17 protein-coding genes are annotated in these 15229 nt (G+C 69.3%); 2 read left to right on the plus strand and 15 right to left on the minus strand.

The features are described 5' to 3' along the window. Positions 1 to 4: 4 nt before the first annotated feature. The 9 genes from ACWZJV_RS12695 to ftsH all read right to left on the minus strand — a co-directional run bounded on the left by ACWZJV_RS12695 (position 5) and on the right by ftsH (position 6981). Complete coding sequence (locus ACWZJV_RS12695) at positions 5 to 379, minus strand: hypothetical protein (RefSeq protein ID WP_008354928.1); 375 nt, start codon at positions 377 to 379, stop codon at positions 5 to 7. Further along, on the minus strand, positions 370 to 1050 hold the full coding sequence (locus tag ACWZJV_RS12700; protein WP_008354931.1) for an EchA3: 681 nt from the start codon (positions 1048 to 1050) through the stop codon (positions 370 to 372). Before ACWZJV_RS12700 ends, ACWZJV_RS12695 begins: the two co-directional genes overlap by 10 nt. A gap of 226 nt (positions 1051 to 1276) precedes the next feature. After that, positions 1277 to 1870 (minus strand): hypothetical protein, encoded by a 594-nt coding sequence (locus tag ACWZJV_RS12705; protein ID WP_008354934.1) that lies wholly within the window; start codon positions 1868 to 1870, stop codon positions 1277 to 1279. A 15-nt stretch (positions 1871 to 1885) separates the two neighbouring features. Continuing rightward, entirely contained in the window at positions 1886 to 2323 is a 438-nt protein-coding gene (locus tag ACWZJV_RS12710) for a DUF3180 domain-containing protein (protein WP_196872424.1), read from the minus strand. Between the two features lie 82 nt (positions 2324 to 2405). Then, entirely contained in the window at positions 2406 to 2972 is a 567-nt protein-coding gene (gene folK / locus ACWZJV_RS12715) for a 2-amino-4-hydroxy-6-hydroxymethyldihydropteridine diphosphokinase (protein ID WP_008354939.1), read from the minus strand. Continuing rightward, positions 2969 to 3349, minus strand: a complete 381-nt coding sequence (gene folB / locus ACWZJV_RS12720; RefSeq protein WP_165109446.1) for a dihydroneopterin aldolase — start codon at positions 3347 to 3349, stop codon at positions 2969 to 2971. Before folB ends, folK begins: the two co-directional genes overlap by 4 nt. Beyond that, complete coding sequence (gene folP / locus ACWZJV_RS12725; protein ID WP_457181953.1) at positions 3346 to 4152, minus strand: dihydropteroate synthase; 807 nt, start codon at positions 4150 to 4152, stop codon at positions 3346 to 3348. The genes folB and folP overlap by 4 nt, the downstream gene beginning before the upstream one ends. 116 nt (positions 4153 to 4268) lie before the next feature. Further along, positions 4269 to 4907, minus strand: a complete 639-nt coding sequence (gene folE, locus ACWZJV_RS12730; RefSeq protein ID WP_457181699.1) for a GTP cyclohydrolase I FolE — start codon at positions 4905 to 4907, stop codon at positions 4269 to 4271. A gap of 10 nt (positions 4908 to 4917) precedes the next feature. Beyond that, positions 4918 to 6981, minus strand: a complete 2064-nt coding sequence (gene ftsH, locus ACWZJV_RS12735; RefSeq protein ID WP_457181700.1) for an ATP-dependent zinc metalloprotease FtsH — start codon at positions 6979 to 6981, stop codon at positions 4918 to 4920. 170 nt (positions 6982 to 7151) lie between these two features. Between ftsH and ACWZJV_RS12740 the strand changes: the two genes are divergently transcribed. After that, positions 7152 to 7955, plus strand: coding sequence for a hypothetical protein (locus ACWZJV_RS12740; protein WP_457181701.1), 804 nt, complete (start codon positions 7152 to 7154; stop codon positions 7953 to 7955). Between the two features lie 19 nt (positions 7956 to 7974). Here the strand turns inward: ACWZJV_RS12740 and hpt are convergent, their stop codons facing one another. From hpt to dacB, 4 genes are read right to left on the minus strand one after another with little or no spacing between them, the layout of a single operon-like run. After that, positions 7975 to 8526: a hypoxanthine phosphoribosyltransferase gene (gene hpt / locus ACWZJV_RS12745; RefSeq protein ID WP_040754785.1), complete on the minus strand. Its 552-nt coding sequence runs from the start codon at positions 8524 to 8526 to the stop codon at positions 7975 to 7977. 10 nt (positions 8527 to 8536) lie between these two features. Further along, positions 8537 to 9520 carry a tRNA lysidine(34) synthetase TilS gene (gene tilS, locus ACWZJV_RS12750; protein ID WP_008354951.1) on the minus strand — a complete coding sequence of 328 codons (984 nt, stop codon included), beginning with the start codon at positions 9518 to 9520 and terminating at the stop codon, positions 8537 to 8539. Then, the gene (locus ACWZJV_RS12755) at positions 9517 to 10569 is read right to left on the minus strand and encodes a zinc-dependent metalloprotease (protein WP_457181702.1); all 1053 of its coding nucleotides are present in this window, start codon (positions 10567 to 10569) and stop codon (positions 9517 to 9519) included. Before ACWZJV_RS12755 ends, tilS begins: the two co-directional genes overlap by 4 nt. 24 nt (positions 10570 to 10593) lie before the next feature. Beyond that, on the minus strand, positions 10594 to 11973 hold the full coding sequence (gene dacB, locus ACWZJV_RS12760; RefSeq protein ID WP_457181703.1) for a D-alanyl-D-alanine carboxypeptidase/D-alanyl-D-alanine endopeptidase: 1380 nt from the start codon (positions 11971 to 11973) through the stop codon (positions 10594 to 10596). Between the two features lie 86 nt (positions 11974 to 12059). On the opposite strand from dacB, the gene ACWZJV_RS12765 reads away from it, so the two are divergent. Beyond that, the gene (locus ACWZJV_RS12765) at positions 12060 to 12551 is read left to right on the plus strand and encodes an inorganic diphosphatase (RefSeq protein ID WP_008354957.1); all 492 of its coding nucleotides are present in this window, start codon (positions 12060 to 12062) and stop codon (positions 12549 to 12551) included. An 89-nt stretch (positions 12552 to 12640) separates the two neighbouring features. On the opposite strand, the gene ACWZJV_RS12770 is transcribed toward ACWZJV_RS12765, so the two are convergent. Beyond that, positions 12641 to 13192 carry an AAA family ATPase gene (locus ACWZJV_RS12770; RefSeq protein WP_008354959.1) on the minus strand — a complete coding sequence of 184 codons (552 nt, stop codon included), beginning with the start codon at positions 13190 to 13192 and terminating at the stop codon, positions 12641 to 12643. A gap of 99 nt (positions 13193 to 13291) precedes the next feature. Next, entirely contained in the window at positions 13292 to 15205 is a 1914-nt protein-coding gene (locus ACWZJV_RS12775; protein ID WP_457181704.1) for an acyl-CoA dehydrogenase family protein, read from the minus strand. Between the last annotated feature and the right edge of the window lie 24 nt (positions 15206 to 15229).

Here is a 15229-nt window from a genome sequence, read left to right on the forward strand (position 1 = left end):
GCTCTCAGCCAACGCGGTTGCCGTCCTCGAGCCGTCGCAGCCGTTCCTCGAAACGCATGGCTGCGGTGATGCGGGCGCGCACCTGCTCCTGCTGACGCTGGATCTCGGCCCAGATCGCGGCGGTGTCGACGTCGCCGCCCGCCGCGGCGGTCGTCGCGATGTTGCCCCGCTCCACGGTGTCGCGCAGGGTCTCCAGGCGCGCCTCGAGAGCAGCGACCTGCGGGCTCACCCGAGCAAGCTCGCGCTCGAGGTCTCCGATGCGTACTCGCTGCCGATCGGTGATCGCGCGCAGCTCCTCGATGATGGCCCGCGACTCCTCCGCCTCGGCAGCGGACCGGACCTTCTTGATGACCTCGCCGCGCAGTCGCTTCAACGCCATAGAGACACCCGTTCCTCCTTGAGCCAGTCAGTCATCACACGCGCCTCTGCCTCGATCCGGTGCTCCGGTGCCACCGGCGAGGACCCGCCGACCTGGTAGATCCACTCGGTCTGGCCGGGATTGTCGATGAACGAGAACCCGGACATCCTGATCTCGGACTCCGGGAACAGGTGGAAGGCCAGCCACGCGGCGGTGAAGCCGGTGGTCGGCGCCAGCTTCTCGGTCCGCCAGGGGATGTCGAGCTCGTCGCCGATACGAGGGAGCACCTCCGCGTTGGGGAGGGGCAGGAAACCCAGGTCGGGCGGCCAGGACATCGGCCACACCTCGGGGCGGCCGTGGAAGCGCATGGGCTCCGCGAGGAGGTAGAGGCGCTCGCGGTAGCGGTCGAAGGTGAACCGGGTCGGGCGGGTGATCCGGTTCCAGATCACGACGTCTGCCCGCGATCCCTGACAGCGCGGTTCACCGGGGACGTCCAGCACGAAGCTGTTGACCCGGATGACCAGGTCGGAGTCGTCGATCGCGTCGGCCCGGTCGTCGCTGGGCCCGAGGGGAGCATTCCCGAGGACGGCGACCGAGGTCACCGGCGTCCTCTTCGCGTACGTGGCCATCAGATCGCGTAGGTAGGCGAGGCCTTCAGTGATCGTGACTGCCCGTTCGGCGATCAACGTCACCGGCTTCCCCTTTCCAACGACCCGTGTCGAAGTGTCGCCGCAGAGCGCGGAGACCCGACGGTCGCGTTACCCGTTCGGAAAAATCATAACGAGCGAGCAGCCCGACAGTTACCCGCCCGAGTATCGATTTGGCCGTCGCGGCGTTCTTTCACGCGTGGGGAGGCTGGTGGGCGGTGACGATGTTGGCGCTTCGTCACCATCCGTACATCTGTGGGTGGGGCGCCGGTCAGGCTGACTGAGCCCCCGTCCAGCTGGTGCGCTCGGCCTCCAGCTCGGCGCGAACGGCGTCCAGCTCGGACTCGAGCTCGGCGACCCGGATGGCCGCCTCGGCGGCGTCGGCCTCGACCGCCTGGAGGCGGGCCTCGAGCTGTTCACCGCGGAGCTCGGCCTGGGCGGCCCGGCGGGCCTCCTCGCCACGACGGCGGACGGCGTCGGCGGCACGCTGGTGAGCAGCGGCCAGAGCGGCCTCGAGCTCCTCGACGGCCTGGACACGGTCGGCGAGCTTGGCGTCCATGTGCGCGCGGAACTCGGCGTTCTCCTCGGCGCGCTTCTCGGACTCGACGCGGTAGGCCTGGGCCTGCTCGGCGCGGTCACGCGCCCAGTCGCGACGGGTCTGGAGAAGCTCGGAGTGGGTGATCTTGGTAGCGGCAGCGCCACAGGCGAGCCCGAGAACGGCAGCGAGCACGACGACCAGCCAGGACCCGGAGGCCACCGCGGCGGTGATCGTGATGGCGGCCAGCGCCAGCAGGGCTACAGCGACCGTCAGGCGTGTGCTGCGCTGACGCCTGCGTGTGACTGAAGTTGCGGATGGGGATGGCATGCTTCCACGGTACGGCTAGTTTTCATCCTGTTTGCGGACCCGGCACGCGTGTTCGAGGAGTCGCGAGGCGATGACGATCGCGATGCCGGCCACCGCCGCGAGGGCCGAACGCACCAGTCGCTCACCCGCCGCGGTGCTGGCGTCGTAGCCCAGCCAGCTCACCGCGTAGCCGAGATAGCCCCCGGCGAGGAGCGCACCGACCAGGGTGCAGGCGCGAGCGAGCACCAGCCGGTTGACCGCCTGATGAGCCTCGATCCGCTCGCCGCGTACCTGCAGCTGACGGTGCGTGATCCAGGCGGTCACGCCCAGGACTCCGGCGATCAGCAGCAGCACCAACGGCTGCGCCCAGGTGACCACCGGGGCGACTCCGAGCCAGGCCTCCAGCACCGGATGGGCCAGCCAGCCGCCGACGATTCCGATGACCGCCCATGCCGTGATCGCTCCGCCCGACATCGGGCGGAGCCGGCGCTCGTCGTCGACGGGATCCTTCTCCGGACCCCGGTCGGGGTCCTCCGGTGTCGTGCTCAGATCCGGCTCAGAGCTCGAGGACGAGGTCGTCGCGGCGGGTGATGCCGGTCTGGTCCGACTGCTCGAGCAGCTCGGCGATCGGACCGACGCCCGGAAGGTCGGCGCTCGGCTCCAGGTCCAGCCACGGCTTGAGCACGAAGGCGCGCTGGTGGGCGCGCGGGTGCGGCAGGGTCAGCGACTCCTCCTCGAGGATCTTGTCGCCCACCGAGATCACGTCGATGTCGAGCGTACGCGGCTCGTTGAAGATGCCGCTGCGGGAGCGTCCGTAGGCGTCCTCGATGGTGAGCGCGCGGTCGAGCAGGCGCGCCGGAGTGAGGGTGGTGTCGGCCAGGACGATCGCGTTCAGATAGAGGTCGGAACCCTCGGGAGAGTCGACCGGCTCGGTCTCATACACCGGCGAGATCGTGGTCACCCAGACGTCCGGGGTCTCGGCAAGCGTGTTCAAAGCGTCCTGCAGGTTTGCCAATCGGTCGCCGAGATTGGAGCCCAAGGACAGCACCGCCCGCCGGATCGGCCGCATCTCCCCGGTGAGCGTGTCGGCGTCGATGATGTACGGGTTGGGTACCTCTGTCACGTGCTCTGCCTCCGGGTGATCGTCAGGGTGACGTCTTTGAACGTCGCTTCGATAGGCGCCCCCGGTTTGTGAACCGTAACACGTACCCAAAGTGCGCGGATGTCTGCAAGGCAAATGTCCGCGATCCGCTGGGCAAGCGTTTCGATGAGGTCCACCGGGTCGCGCTCAACATTGGTTTTGACCGCCATCGCGAGACTTCCGTAATCCACGGTGTCTTGCAAGTCGTCCGTCGCCGCCGCCTTGCGGGAGTCGGTGCCGATGACCAGGTCGATGATGAACTTCTGCCCCTCACGGCGCTCGAAGTCGAACACCCCGTGGTGTCCGTAGCACTCCAGACCGAGGATCTGGATTTCGTCGGCAGGTTCCTCGATGTTCATCGAATACTCCCCAATTTCGCTGCCGCCGCGAGGGCGTCCTTGGCAGCACGTACGTCATGAACACGTGTCGCCCAGACACCGCGTTGCGCCAGGAACACGGTGATCGCGTCATGAGCGCTCTCCCGCTCGGTCACCGGACGCAGCGTGCCGTCGGGGGCGGCCAGCAGGCGGCCGAGGAAGGTCTTGCGACTCGCCCCGATGAGCACCGGGTAGCCGAGCTTGTGGAACTCCTCCACCCCGGCCAGCAGCCGCCAGTTGTCGTCGGCCGTCTTGGAGAAGCCCAGGCCCGGGTCGATCACGATGTTGTCGTCCTGGATCCCCGCCGCCCGCGCCGCCTCGATCCGCTGCTCCAGCTCCTGCTTCACCGTGGCGACCACGCCGTCGGCGTAGACGAGATGGTCCTTGTGCTGCATCTCCGCGCCGTGCGCGCGCCAGTGCATCACGACGTACGTCGCACCGTGGTCGGCCGCCACCTTCAGGATCCCCGGGTCGGCCAGACCGCCCGAGACGTCGTTGATGATCTTGGCCCCGGCCTTCAGCGCCGCCTCCGCGACCTCGGGACGCATCGTGTCGACCGAGAGGGTCGCCCCTTCCGCGGCCAGCGTCTCGATGACCGGCACCACCCGCGCCAGCTCGTCGGCCACCAGCGGTCTGGTCGCTCCCGGACGGGTCGACTCGCCGCCGATGTCGAGCAGGTCCGCACCCTGCTCCAGGAGAGCGTGGCCATGGGCCACCGCATCATCGGTCGCGAAGAACCGTCCGCCGTCGCTGAACGAGTCGGGTGTGACGTTGACGATCCCCATGACCTTCACGCGGCCACCTCCGTAGCGCAAGCGCCAGAATACGGACGCGGCCGCGTGATGACTTCATGGTTCACTCGCTGGCGCTCGTTCACGGGGACGACCCTACCCAGGGGCTGCTACCTGGTTCCGCCCCGGATCAGGGCCATCGCCTCGGCCCGGGTGGTGGCGTTGGAGCGCATCGTGCCGCGTACGGCGCTGGTGATCGTGCGGGCGCCGGCCTTCTTGACGCCGCGCATCGTCATGCACAGGTGCTCGGCCTCGATCACCACGATGACCCCGCGGGCCTCGAGAATCTCGGTGAGAGCGTCGGCCACCTGGGTGGTGAGCCGCTCCTGCACCTGCGGTCGCTTCGCGTAGACGTCGACGAGCCGGGCCAGCTTGGAGAGGCCGGTGATCTTGCCGGACTCGGCCGGGATGTAGCCGACGTGGGCGACGCCGGTGAACGGCACCAGGTGGTGCTCGCACATCGACCACAGCTCGATGTCGCGGACCAGGACCATCTCGTCGTGGCCGAGGTCGAAGGTCGTGGTGAGCACGTCCTTGGGCTCCTGGTGGAGCCCGCGGGTCACCTCTTGGTAGGCGCGGGCGACCCGGGCGGGGGTCTCGAGCAGCCCTTCGCGGTCGGGATCCTCCCCGATCGCGTAGAGCAGCTCGCGCACGGCCGCCTCGGCCCGCTTCTGGTCGAACGGAGGAACGTCCGCCACGTCCCGCTCGGGGACGTGGACGGGCGCTACGTCATCGAAGTTGTCGGACATGGCTTCAGTATCAGGCGGGCGGGGTGCCCTCGGGCGAACCGGCCTCTGTCGGCTTGGCGACGTCGACACCGTTGGCGGTCTGGGCACCTGACTGGGCGCCGGACTGCTTCCCGGCGGCTCGGATCGCCTTGGCGAGGTTCTCCTTGTCGCGCTCGACGATCCACCGCGGGATCTCGACCGCCGGGCGGTCCGAGGGGCGGCGGGTGTCGGAGCCGGTCCAGGCCGGACGCGGGTCGCGGCGGCGCAGCGGCTCGAAGATCTCGGCGACCTCCTGCTTGGAGAGCGTCTCCTTCTCCAGGAGCTGCAGGACCAGATTGTCGAGGACGTCCCGGTTCTCCTCGAGGATGTCGAAGGCCTCCTGGTGAGCGGTCGCGAGGAGCTTCTTGGTCTCGTCATCGACGATGGCCGCGACCTCCTCCGAGTAGTTGCGCTGGTGGCCGATGTCGCGCCCCAGGAACGGCTCGCCGTTGGACTCCCCGAGCTTGATCGCACCCAGGCGCTCGGTCATACCGAACTGGGTGACCATCGCGCGGGCGAGGTTGGTCGCCTTCTCGATGTCGTTGCCGGCGCCGGTCGTCGGGTCGTGGAAGATGAGCTCCTCCGCGGCACGGCCGCCGAGCATGTAGGAGAGCTTGTTGAGCATCGACGAGCGGGTCTGGCTGTACTGGTCGTCGTCGGGCATGACCAGGTTGTAGCCCAGCGCCTTGCCGCGCGGCAGGATCGTGATCTTCTGGACCACGTCCGGGCCCGGCAGCGCCGCGGCGACCAGCGCGTGGCCACCCTCGTGGTAGGCGGTGATGAGCTTCTCCTGCTCGCTCATCAGGCGCGTGCGCTTCTGCGGGCCCGCGATCACGCGGTCGATGGCCTCGTCGAGAGCCTTGTTGGTGATCAGCTTCTGGTCGCTGCGCGCGGTCAGCAGCGCGGCCTCGTTGAGCACGTTGGCCAGGTCGGCACCGGAGAACCCGGGGGTCCGTCGGGCGACCGAGTCGAGGTCGATGTCGCCGGCCAGCGGCTTGCCGCGGGCGTGGACCTGCAGGATCTTCTCGCGACCGGCGAGGTCGGGCGCGTCCACCTGGATCTGGCGGTCGAAGCGGCCCGGGCGCAGCAGCGCCGGGTCGAGCACGTCGGGACGGTTGGTGGCCGCGATCAGGATGACCCCGCCGCGTACGTCGAAGCCGTCCATCTCCACGAGGAGCTGGTTGAGCGTCTGCTCGCGCTCGTCATGGCCGCCGCCCATGCCGGCACCACGGTGGCGGCCGACGGCGTCGATCTCGTCGATGAAGACGATGGCGGGAGCGTTCTCCTTGGCCTGCTCGAACAGGTCGCGGACACGGCTCGCACCGACACCGACGAACATCTCGACGAAGTCCGAACCGGAGATCGAGTAGAACGGCACGCCGGCCTCGCCCGCGACGGCACGCGCGAGCAGGGTCTTACCGGTGCCCGGCTGGCCGTAGAGCAGCACGCCCTTGGGGATCTTGGCGCCGACGGCCTGGAACTTCGCCGGCTCCTGCAGGAACTCCTTGATCTCCTGGAGCTCCTCGACCGCCTCGTCCGCCCCGGCGACGTCGGCGAACGTCGTCTTCGGCATGTCCTTGGTGATCAGCTTCGCCTTGGACTTGGCGAACTGCATGACCCCGCGGCCGCCGCCGCCCTGGACCGAGTTCATCAGGAACAGGAACAGCACGATGATCAGCACGAACGGAAGCAGGAAGCTCAGGATCGAGCCGAGCACGGAGGGCTTGGCGACCTCGGAGTTGAACTCCTTGAGGTTGTCTCCCTCGGCCTCGGTCTTGCGCACCATCTCGATGAGCGCTTCCTGGTCGCCGTCGACCCACGACGTGGTGACCTCGGCGCTGCCCTTGCGTGCATCCTTGGTCAGGGTCGCCTTGATCTCCTGGTCGCCGTCGACGAACGTGATCTCCTTGACCTGGTCCTTCTGAATGTATTCAGTCAGCTCGCTGGTGGTGATCTCGTCGCCGCCGTTGCGAGGGGCCAGGTACTGCAGAGCCAGGATCACACCGAGCACTGCCAGGATGATCCACAGCCAGGGACCTTTGAATATGCGCTTCACAGGCTTCTTTCAACCGTTACGGGGTCAGACATCGCACGCCGGGGAGCGTGCTCGTCATTTAGAACGACGGTACACGCCAAATCGTGCCCGAACCCACCTGAGCGGTTCTGCCATCAGCGAAAGCGGCGATCCGGCGAGGCGCCGGAGCGAAACCGTCCTACTGTGTCGCCATGGCCGAAAGTAAAGCCTCGACACCGGGTCCGACCGGTGGCTCCGGCAGCCGTCTCGCCCTGATCATCGTCGTAGCGCTGGTCGTGCTCCTGGTCGTTCTCGTGGCGGCTGCCGGCGTGCTCGCCTGGCGGCTCGTGGCGCAGCCGGCGGGCGACGTACCACCGCCGACGGCGCCCAGCACGTCGGCGGCGCCGGCGACCTCGGCGGCCGCTACGCCGAGTCCCGCCGGTCCCTCGGGTACCCCGAGCATGGCCCAGCCCACCGGTCCGTGGCAGTCGGTGACCTCGGCCAAGGACGCGATGGCGTACGACGTACCCGGCAACTGGAGGCCGGGCCCCGAGACGCTCGCCGGGTTCGAGTCGAGCGAGGGCGAGGTGCAGGCGATCATGCACGGGGTCGCCTTCGGCGGGGACGACTGGTGCGGTCCGGGCAGCTCGCACACCCTGGTCGGTTTCGTCACGCCGGGGTCGAGGTCCGACAAGGGGACCATCGAGGCCACCGCGACCCACTGGGCCGTCTCAGCAGGTCAGAGCGAGGACGGCAAGACGCCGCCCGGATCGCTGGGCGATCCCCGACCGGCCGAGGTCGACGGCGGCAGGACCACCGCGACGGCCGTGACCGCCACGACGACCCCGGTGGACCCGGAGTGCGCGGTGCCGACCCTCGAGGTCACCGTGGTGTCGGTGCCGCGGGCAGCCGGGAAGTCCGCGCTCTTCGTGATGGTCGCCGACCGTGATGTCGACGGCGCCGACAGCGACGCGACCCTGGCGAGAGTGATCGCCAGCATCCGGCCCGCGCGCTGACGGACCGATCGGCTCCGCTTCAGCTGTAGATGTGCGGAGCGAGGGTCGAGATGTCGCGGAGGTTGCGGTACTTCTCGTTGAAGTCGAGGCCGTAGCCGACCACGAACTCGTCGGGGATGTCCCAACCGACGTACTTCACGTCGACCGGCATGCTGACCGCCTCGGGCTTGCGGAGCAGGGTGACGATCTCGAGGCTCGCCGGGCCGCGGCTGTTGAGGTTGGAGGTCAGCCAGGTCAGGGTCAGGCCGGAGTCGATGATCTCGTCGACGACGAGCACGTGCTTGCCGGTGACGTCGGTGTCGAGGTCCTTCAGGATCCGCACCACACCGGACGACTTGGTGCCGGAGCCGTAGGACGACACCGCCATCCAGTCCATCTCGACGTGGCGGTTCAGGGCGCGCGCGAGGTCGGCCATGATCATCACCGCGCCCCGCAGGACGCCGACGATCAGGAGCTCCTCGCCCTCGTAGTCCTTCTCGATCCGGCGGGCCAGCTCTTCGACCTTCGCCTGGATCTCGTCGTGGGTGAACAGGGTCTTCACGAGGTCGTCGCCGACGTACTCGGTGTCCATGAGCGCCACTCTAAATGCTGGTGGGGAAAGGGCCTGATTCGAAGACGATCGACGAGTTCGTACGCCGCGCCCGAATGTGTCCCGGCAGGTCGATCCAGCGCTGCCCGCGCCAGCCGGTGATCAGCTCGTCGACGGCCTTGACGTGGTCGCGGGTGAGCTCCGCGGGCGGGCTACCGGCCGCGAGGGCGGCGATCCGGAGGACCCGGGTGCGGACGGCGGCCGGATACTGCGCCAGCGTCTCGACCGGGAGGGTTCCGCCGAGCTCGCGGTGCATCGACTCGGCGATGTCGTCGATGAAGTCGGCGTCCTCGCGCAGCTGCTCGGCCGTGCGGGCCAGCGCCTCGGTGACCCCCGGCCCGAGATCCTCCTCGAGCGTGGGCAGGACCCGGTGTCGGATGCGCGCGCGGGTGTAGGCGAAGTCGCGGTTGTGCGGGTCCTGCCAGACGTCGAGGCCCTCGATCTGGCAGGCGGTCTCGGTGTCGATCCTGGTGGTCCCGAGGAGCGGACGGCGATAGCGGTCGAAGGCGGCGCGCATCCCGGAGAGGCTGCGGGCGCCCGAGCCCCTGGTCAGCCCCAGCAGCACGGTCTCGGCCTGGTCGTCACGGGTGTGGCCGAGCAGGATCACGCTCGCGTCGAGGCGCTCGGCGAGCTGGTCGAGGACCGCATAGCGAGCCTGCCGGGCGGCTGCTTCCGGGCCTTCGCCGTCGGCCTTCACCTCGACGGTCGCGGTGACGGTCTCGTCGATGCCCATCTCGGCGAGCTGGGCGATGACCTTGCTCGCCTGGGCGTCGCTGCCTTCCTGCATCCCGTGGTCGACGGTCGCACCGATGACGTGCAGCCCGAGCTTGTGGCCCTCGAACACCGCCGCGGACGCCAGCGCCAGCGAGTCCGCTCCCCCGGAGCAGGCCACGATCACCTTGTCGCCCGGTTCCAGCTGCTCGAGCGTGGCGCGGACGGGGCGGCGTACGGCTGCGATCGAGGGGTGGAGACTCATGCCAGAACGCGAGTGACCCAGGCGTCCGGCTCGACGATCTCGGCCTTCGACGGGAGGTTCTCGGGGCCGGCGAAGACGGCGTTGAACTCGTCCATGCCGACCCGGTCGACCACGTGGCGTACGAACTTCGCGCCGTCGCGGTACTGCGCCATCTTGGCCTCCAGGCCGAGGAGGCGGCGGAGCAGGCGGTCGAGCACGCCGATGCCCTGTCGGCGCTTGTTGAACGCCTTGCGGATCATGGTCACGCTCGGGATCACGCCGGGGCCGACGTCGTCCATGACCACGTCGGCGTGGCCCTCGAGCAGCGACATCATCCCGGTGACCCGGTCGATGATCTCCTTCTGCTCGGGCTTGGCGAAGGCGTCGACGATGCTGCCGTTGCCCTTGAGCGCCTCGGAGACGCGCTGCAGGCCGCCGTCGAAGATCGAGGACGGGTCCATCGCCTCGGAGAGGCCCTCGATCTGGGCGAAGAGGTGGTCGCGCATCCACGGGCTGGCCGTGAACTGGACCCGGTGGGTCTCCTCGTGGAGGCAGACCCACAGCCGGAAGTCGGTCGGGTCCAGGCCGAGCTCGCGCTCGACGTGGACGGCGTTGGGCGCGACCAGCAGCAGCCGGCCCGAAGGCCCGAAGAACGGGTCGAACTGACCGAGGATCTTCGAGGACATGAAACCGAGCAGACCGCCCACCTCGGCGGCGCTGATCTTGGAGCCGACCGCCAGGGAGAGGGCGCCCGGAGCCCGCTTCGCGGTGATCCGGTCGACCACCGGCGAGATCACGTGGGCGAAGGTGTCGGCGTTGGCCTGGATCCAGCCCCTGCGGTCGACCACGAGGACCGGCGCGGTGTCGCGGGGCGCGTCCAGGCCGGTGAACTCGCGCACGAACTCGGTCGCCTTCGCGGCGTCCTCGCGCAGCTCCTCGACGGCCTGCCGGGCCTCGTTGCGCGAGACGATCGGGCCGTCTCCGGCGACCTTCGCGCCGAGGCGCACGGCCAGGTCCCAGTCGACCATGGTCGCTCCGGACGGCCTGGGCTCCTCAGCTCGATGGGTCATGCCTACGACCGTAGCCGACCGAACCTATGCCGAGCATCGACACGTCGCGACCGACGCCATCGCATCGTCGAGGGCGTCGCGTACGTCCAGGGTCTGCTCGGGCTTGAACCCGTCGGCCATGAGTACGACGACGAACGGCGTGCCGCGGGCGTCGACCGCGATGCCGGAGAGGCCGGAGACGCCGGTGAGGGTGCCGGTCTTCGCCCGGACGCGGCCGCGCCCCGGCTCGGCGTCGAAGTTGAACCGGCGCGAGAGCGAGCCGACCCAGCCGGCGACCGGGAGGCCGGTCATCGCCGGGGCGAGCTCGGGCCGGTGGGGGCTGGCGGCGGTCTGGAGCGCGCTGACCAGCAGCGTCGGCGGGATCCGGTTCTGCCGGGAGAGGCCGGAGCCGTCGCGCAGGACCAGGCCGGTGGTGTCCATGCCGAGCTCCTTGAGCGTGGCCGTGATCGCCGCGGTGGAGCCGTCGAACGTCGGCTCGCCGGCCGCCAGCCCGACATGGCGGGCGAGCACCTCGGCGAGCTGGTTGTCGCTGTGCTGCAGCGTGTACTCGACGATCTCGCGGAGGGTGTCGCCGTGGCGTACCGCGAGCTGGGTGCCCGCCTTGGTCCCCCGCACCGGCTTGCCGTCGACCTTGATCCCGTGCTTGGCCAGGGCCTTCTTGAACTGCTCGGCGGCCTGCAGGGACGGATCGCGGCTGTATCCCGTCGCCTGGGACCCACCGTGGTCGACCAGCAGCGCGGTGATCCCGCCGACCTCCTCCCCCAGGTAGGTGCGCCGCCAGGTCGGGCTCAGCACCGGCCCGGCGAACAGGCTGTCGTCGTAGGCCAGGCTCACCGTCTTGGTGGCGCCGAGCTCCCGGGCCGTCTCGGCGGCGAGCGTGTCGAGGTCGTTGCTGGTGAGAGATGCGTCACCTCCTCCGACGAGCGTGACGGTGCTCCCCTGGAGCGTGGTGCTGGTCTCGAACCTGCGCTCGGGGCCGTACGCCTCCAGCACCGCCACGCTGGTCAGCACCTTCGTGACGCTGGCCGGGGTGGCGGCCCCGGTGCCGTGGGTGACCACCGGCGCGCCCTCGAGCGGCGCGATCGCCGCCTTGAGGTGCCGGCCGAGACGCTTGTCGCCGACCATCTCGCGCATCACCCGCTGCAGCGCGGCCTGATCAGGCTTTCCGGGGGTCCTCGACTGCTGGCCCGCGACCGCCGCGGGGCTGACCGTGGCGATGCTCAGCGGTGCCGGCGGCGGGGTCGGCGCGACGTTGCCCTGGGCATAGCGCACCCACCCCAGGGCGTACGCCGCTGCCGCCGCCCCCACCAGGAGCGCGAGCACCAGCGGCACCACGACCGCGAGCTTCCCGCGGGCCTCGTCCGTCTCCTCTGACGGCCACTTCGGCGGGGTGTCAGGCTCCACGGATATCCTCCTCGATGCCGGGTCTGACGCCGATCGGTGTCAGACTGTCCGGCATTCCGTTTTTGGGTTTGTCTGGAGGCAGAGAAGTGACGCAGGAGTTCGACGTACTGATCGAGGTCCCCAAGGGATCCCGCAACAAGTACGAGGTGGACCACGAGTCGAATCGGCTTCGTCTCGACCGCGTTCTGTTCACCTCCATGATGTACCCCGCAGACTACGGCTACATCGAAGACACCCTCGGCGGGGACGGTGACCCGCTCGACGCGCTGGTCCTGACCCCCTACCCGCTCTTCCCGGGCGTGCTGGTCCAGGCCCGTCCCGTCGCGATGTACGTCATGGAGGACGAGAAGGGCCAGGACGAGAAGGTCCTCTGCGTCCCCTGCGACCCCCGCTTCGACCACATCCAGGACCTCGCGGACGTCGACGAGTGGACGCTCAACGAGATCAAGCACTTCTTCGAGCACTACAAGGACCTCGAGCCCGGCAAGACCGTCAAGGGCTCCGACTGGGTCGGCAAGGCCGCCGCGGAGTCTGAGATCGCCGCCTCCGTCGACCGGTTCAAGAACACCGCTCACTGAGTCCTGTCGTCTGCTGACCGAGGCGTTGTTCTGAGCTTGTCGAAGGGGGACTCGGTCGGCGGGCGTGGATGTTCACCGAGGTAACTCGGTCAGCATTCACCGAGCGCGGCGCGCAAGGATTCGTACGTTGCGTCGATCTCGCCCGCGACGCTCGGGACGACCTTCGTCGCGGGGCGTTCCGCCACCAGCTCGGCCAGCTTGGAGGCGTACGCACGCAGGTGCTCGTCGCCACCGGACTCCGCCACGATCTCTCGCACGATCGGATGCCAGGGATCGTTGCCGTCATCGCGTCCGTGAAACCGGCGTAGCGCGTCGTCCTCGACGGCGTGGAGCATGACCTCGACGAACTCGGCGCCGGCGTCGTGCGCCGCCCGCTCGAAGCGTTGGAGCTCACTGACCCTGGCGAACAGCTGTGGCAGCACCACGTCGCCGGACTCGCTGAGGTATCCGCGAATCAGTCCCAGCGCCGCAGGCCGGATCCGGGCACCGGCACCGAGGAAGTCGTCTCTCCACCCGCTGATGAACGTACGCAGCAGGTCGATGTCACACACCAGCGTGCCGGGGTGGTCGGCCGCGAAGCGCCTGGCGAGTGTCGATTTTCCTACCCCGGGCATTCCGTTGATGAGGATCAGCCTGGCCACCGGACCAGTCAACCACCCGCGGGTGTTCAGCTGGCGATCCGCACTGTCAGCGGCCTATGTCACGTACGACGTGCCGGTGGATGCTCACCCAGCCAACCCTCAGCCGATCAGATCCTTCGCCCGCAGCAGCTCCTCGGGCACCCCGAACCCGTCGACGAGCAGCCGCGCATGCGGGCGGAGGTCGCGGCAGAGGCGGTTGACCTCGCCGATGATCGCCTTGGAGCGCTCTGAGGAGAGCCGGCCGTGCTCCATGAACCAGGCGCGGTCGGCCTCGATGACCGAGAGGGCGCTGAGGTCGCAGACGGTGTCCATCAGATCCCGCACCGGCCCCGAGGGCAGCACCCGGACCTTCTCCCGGAACGCCTCGTGGATCAGCCGCTCCACGTGCGCGTGAGCGACCCCGATGACGTGGTCCTGGACGGTCGAGAAGACCTCCCCGGGCTCGCGGCCGGCCTTCACGCCGGACTGCAGGCGCCGGGCGACGCCGGCGAGCATGTGCTCCTCGCGGAAGCGCAGCATCGCCAGGTGGTAGTCGGCGTCGAGGATGTCCGGCTCGCGCTCGCCCGCGATCGGGACGACGTCGCGGACCCGTTCGAGCAGCTTGTGCACGGCGGTGCGCTCCAGGACGGTCTCGACGGCGAGACCGGCGACGAAGCGTACGAGATCGAGCTGGTCCATCTCCTCGAACTCGCTGGAGTAGCCGGTGAGCAGGCCCTTGGCGACCAGCTGCAGCAGCACGGTGTTGTCGCCCTCGAAGGTCGTGAAGACGTCCGTGTCGGCCTTCAGGGCCGCGAACCTGTTGGCGGCCAGGTAGCCCGCGCCACCGCACGCCTCGCGGCACTCCTGGATGGTCCGCGTCGCGTGCCACGTCGCCAGGGCCTTGGTGCCGGCGGCCCGCGACTCGAGCTCGCGCCGGGCGTGCTCGGAGGTCGCGACACCGGAGAAGACGTCGTGCAGGTCGTCGCGTACGACCTCCTGCGCGAAGCGCAGCGCGTAGGTCCGCGCGACCAGCGGCAGCAGCCGGCGCTGGTGCTGGCCGTAGTCGATGAGCAGCGACTCCTCAGCTTCCGCCGAGGCCTCGAACTGTCGCCGGCGCAGCGCGTAGCGGACCGCGATGGTCAGCGCGACCTCCGAGGCGCGGATCGCGGCCCCTCCGACCGAGACCCGGCCCTGCACGAGCGTGCCGAGCATCGTGAAGAAGCGCCGCCCGGCCGACTCGATCTCGGAGACGTACTCGCCCGCTTCGGTGACGTCGGCGAAGCGGTTCAACAAGGACGTACGCGGCACCCGCACGCCCGAGAACCACAGGCGTCCGTTGTCGACGCCGTTGAGCCCCATCTTGGGCCCGTCGTCCTCGATCCGAACCCCGGGCGCCGGAGCACTGGAGACCCGGATCGGCACGACGAAGGCGTGCACCCCGCGCTCCTCGCCGCCGACGACCAGCTGCGCGAAGACGACCGCGAGCTCGCCGTGGGCGGCGGCGTTGCCGATGTAGTCCTTGTACGCATCCTCCCGGGTCGTCTCGATGACGAACTCCTGGCTGGCCGGGTCGTAGGTGGCCACGGTCGCGACCGCGGCCACGTTGGAACCATGACCGTGCTCGGTCATCGCGAAGCAGCCGAGCACGCGCCCGGAGACGATGTCGGCGAGATAGCGGTCGTGGTGACGGGCGGTCCCGAGCTGCAGGATCGCGCCGCCGAAGAGGCCGAACTGCACGCCCGACTTCACCAGCAGCGACAGGTCCCCGCCGGCCATCTCCTCGAAGGCGGCGATGGAGGCGCCGACGTCACCGCCGCCGCCGTACTCCTTCGGGAACCCGAGCCCGGTCAGACCGGTCGCGGAGACGTCGAGGAGCACCTCCCGGACCCGCTCGCGGTACTCCGGCCGCGGCAGCTCCTCGACCTCGTCGAGAAAGTCGGCGCGCTCGATCAGGGACTTGCGTACGTCCTCCCGGACTCCCGCGTATCGCCCGTCGAGAAGTGCGGTCAGTGAGGCTGCATCGATGGCGGTCACGCCACCAGACTAAGCCCCGATCAT

This window comes from Nocardioides sp. WG-D5 (genome assembly GCF_054031175.1).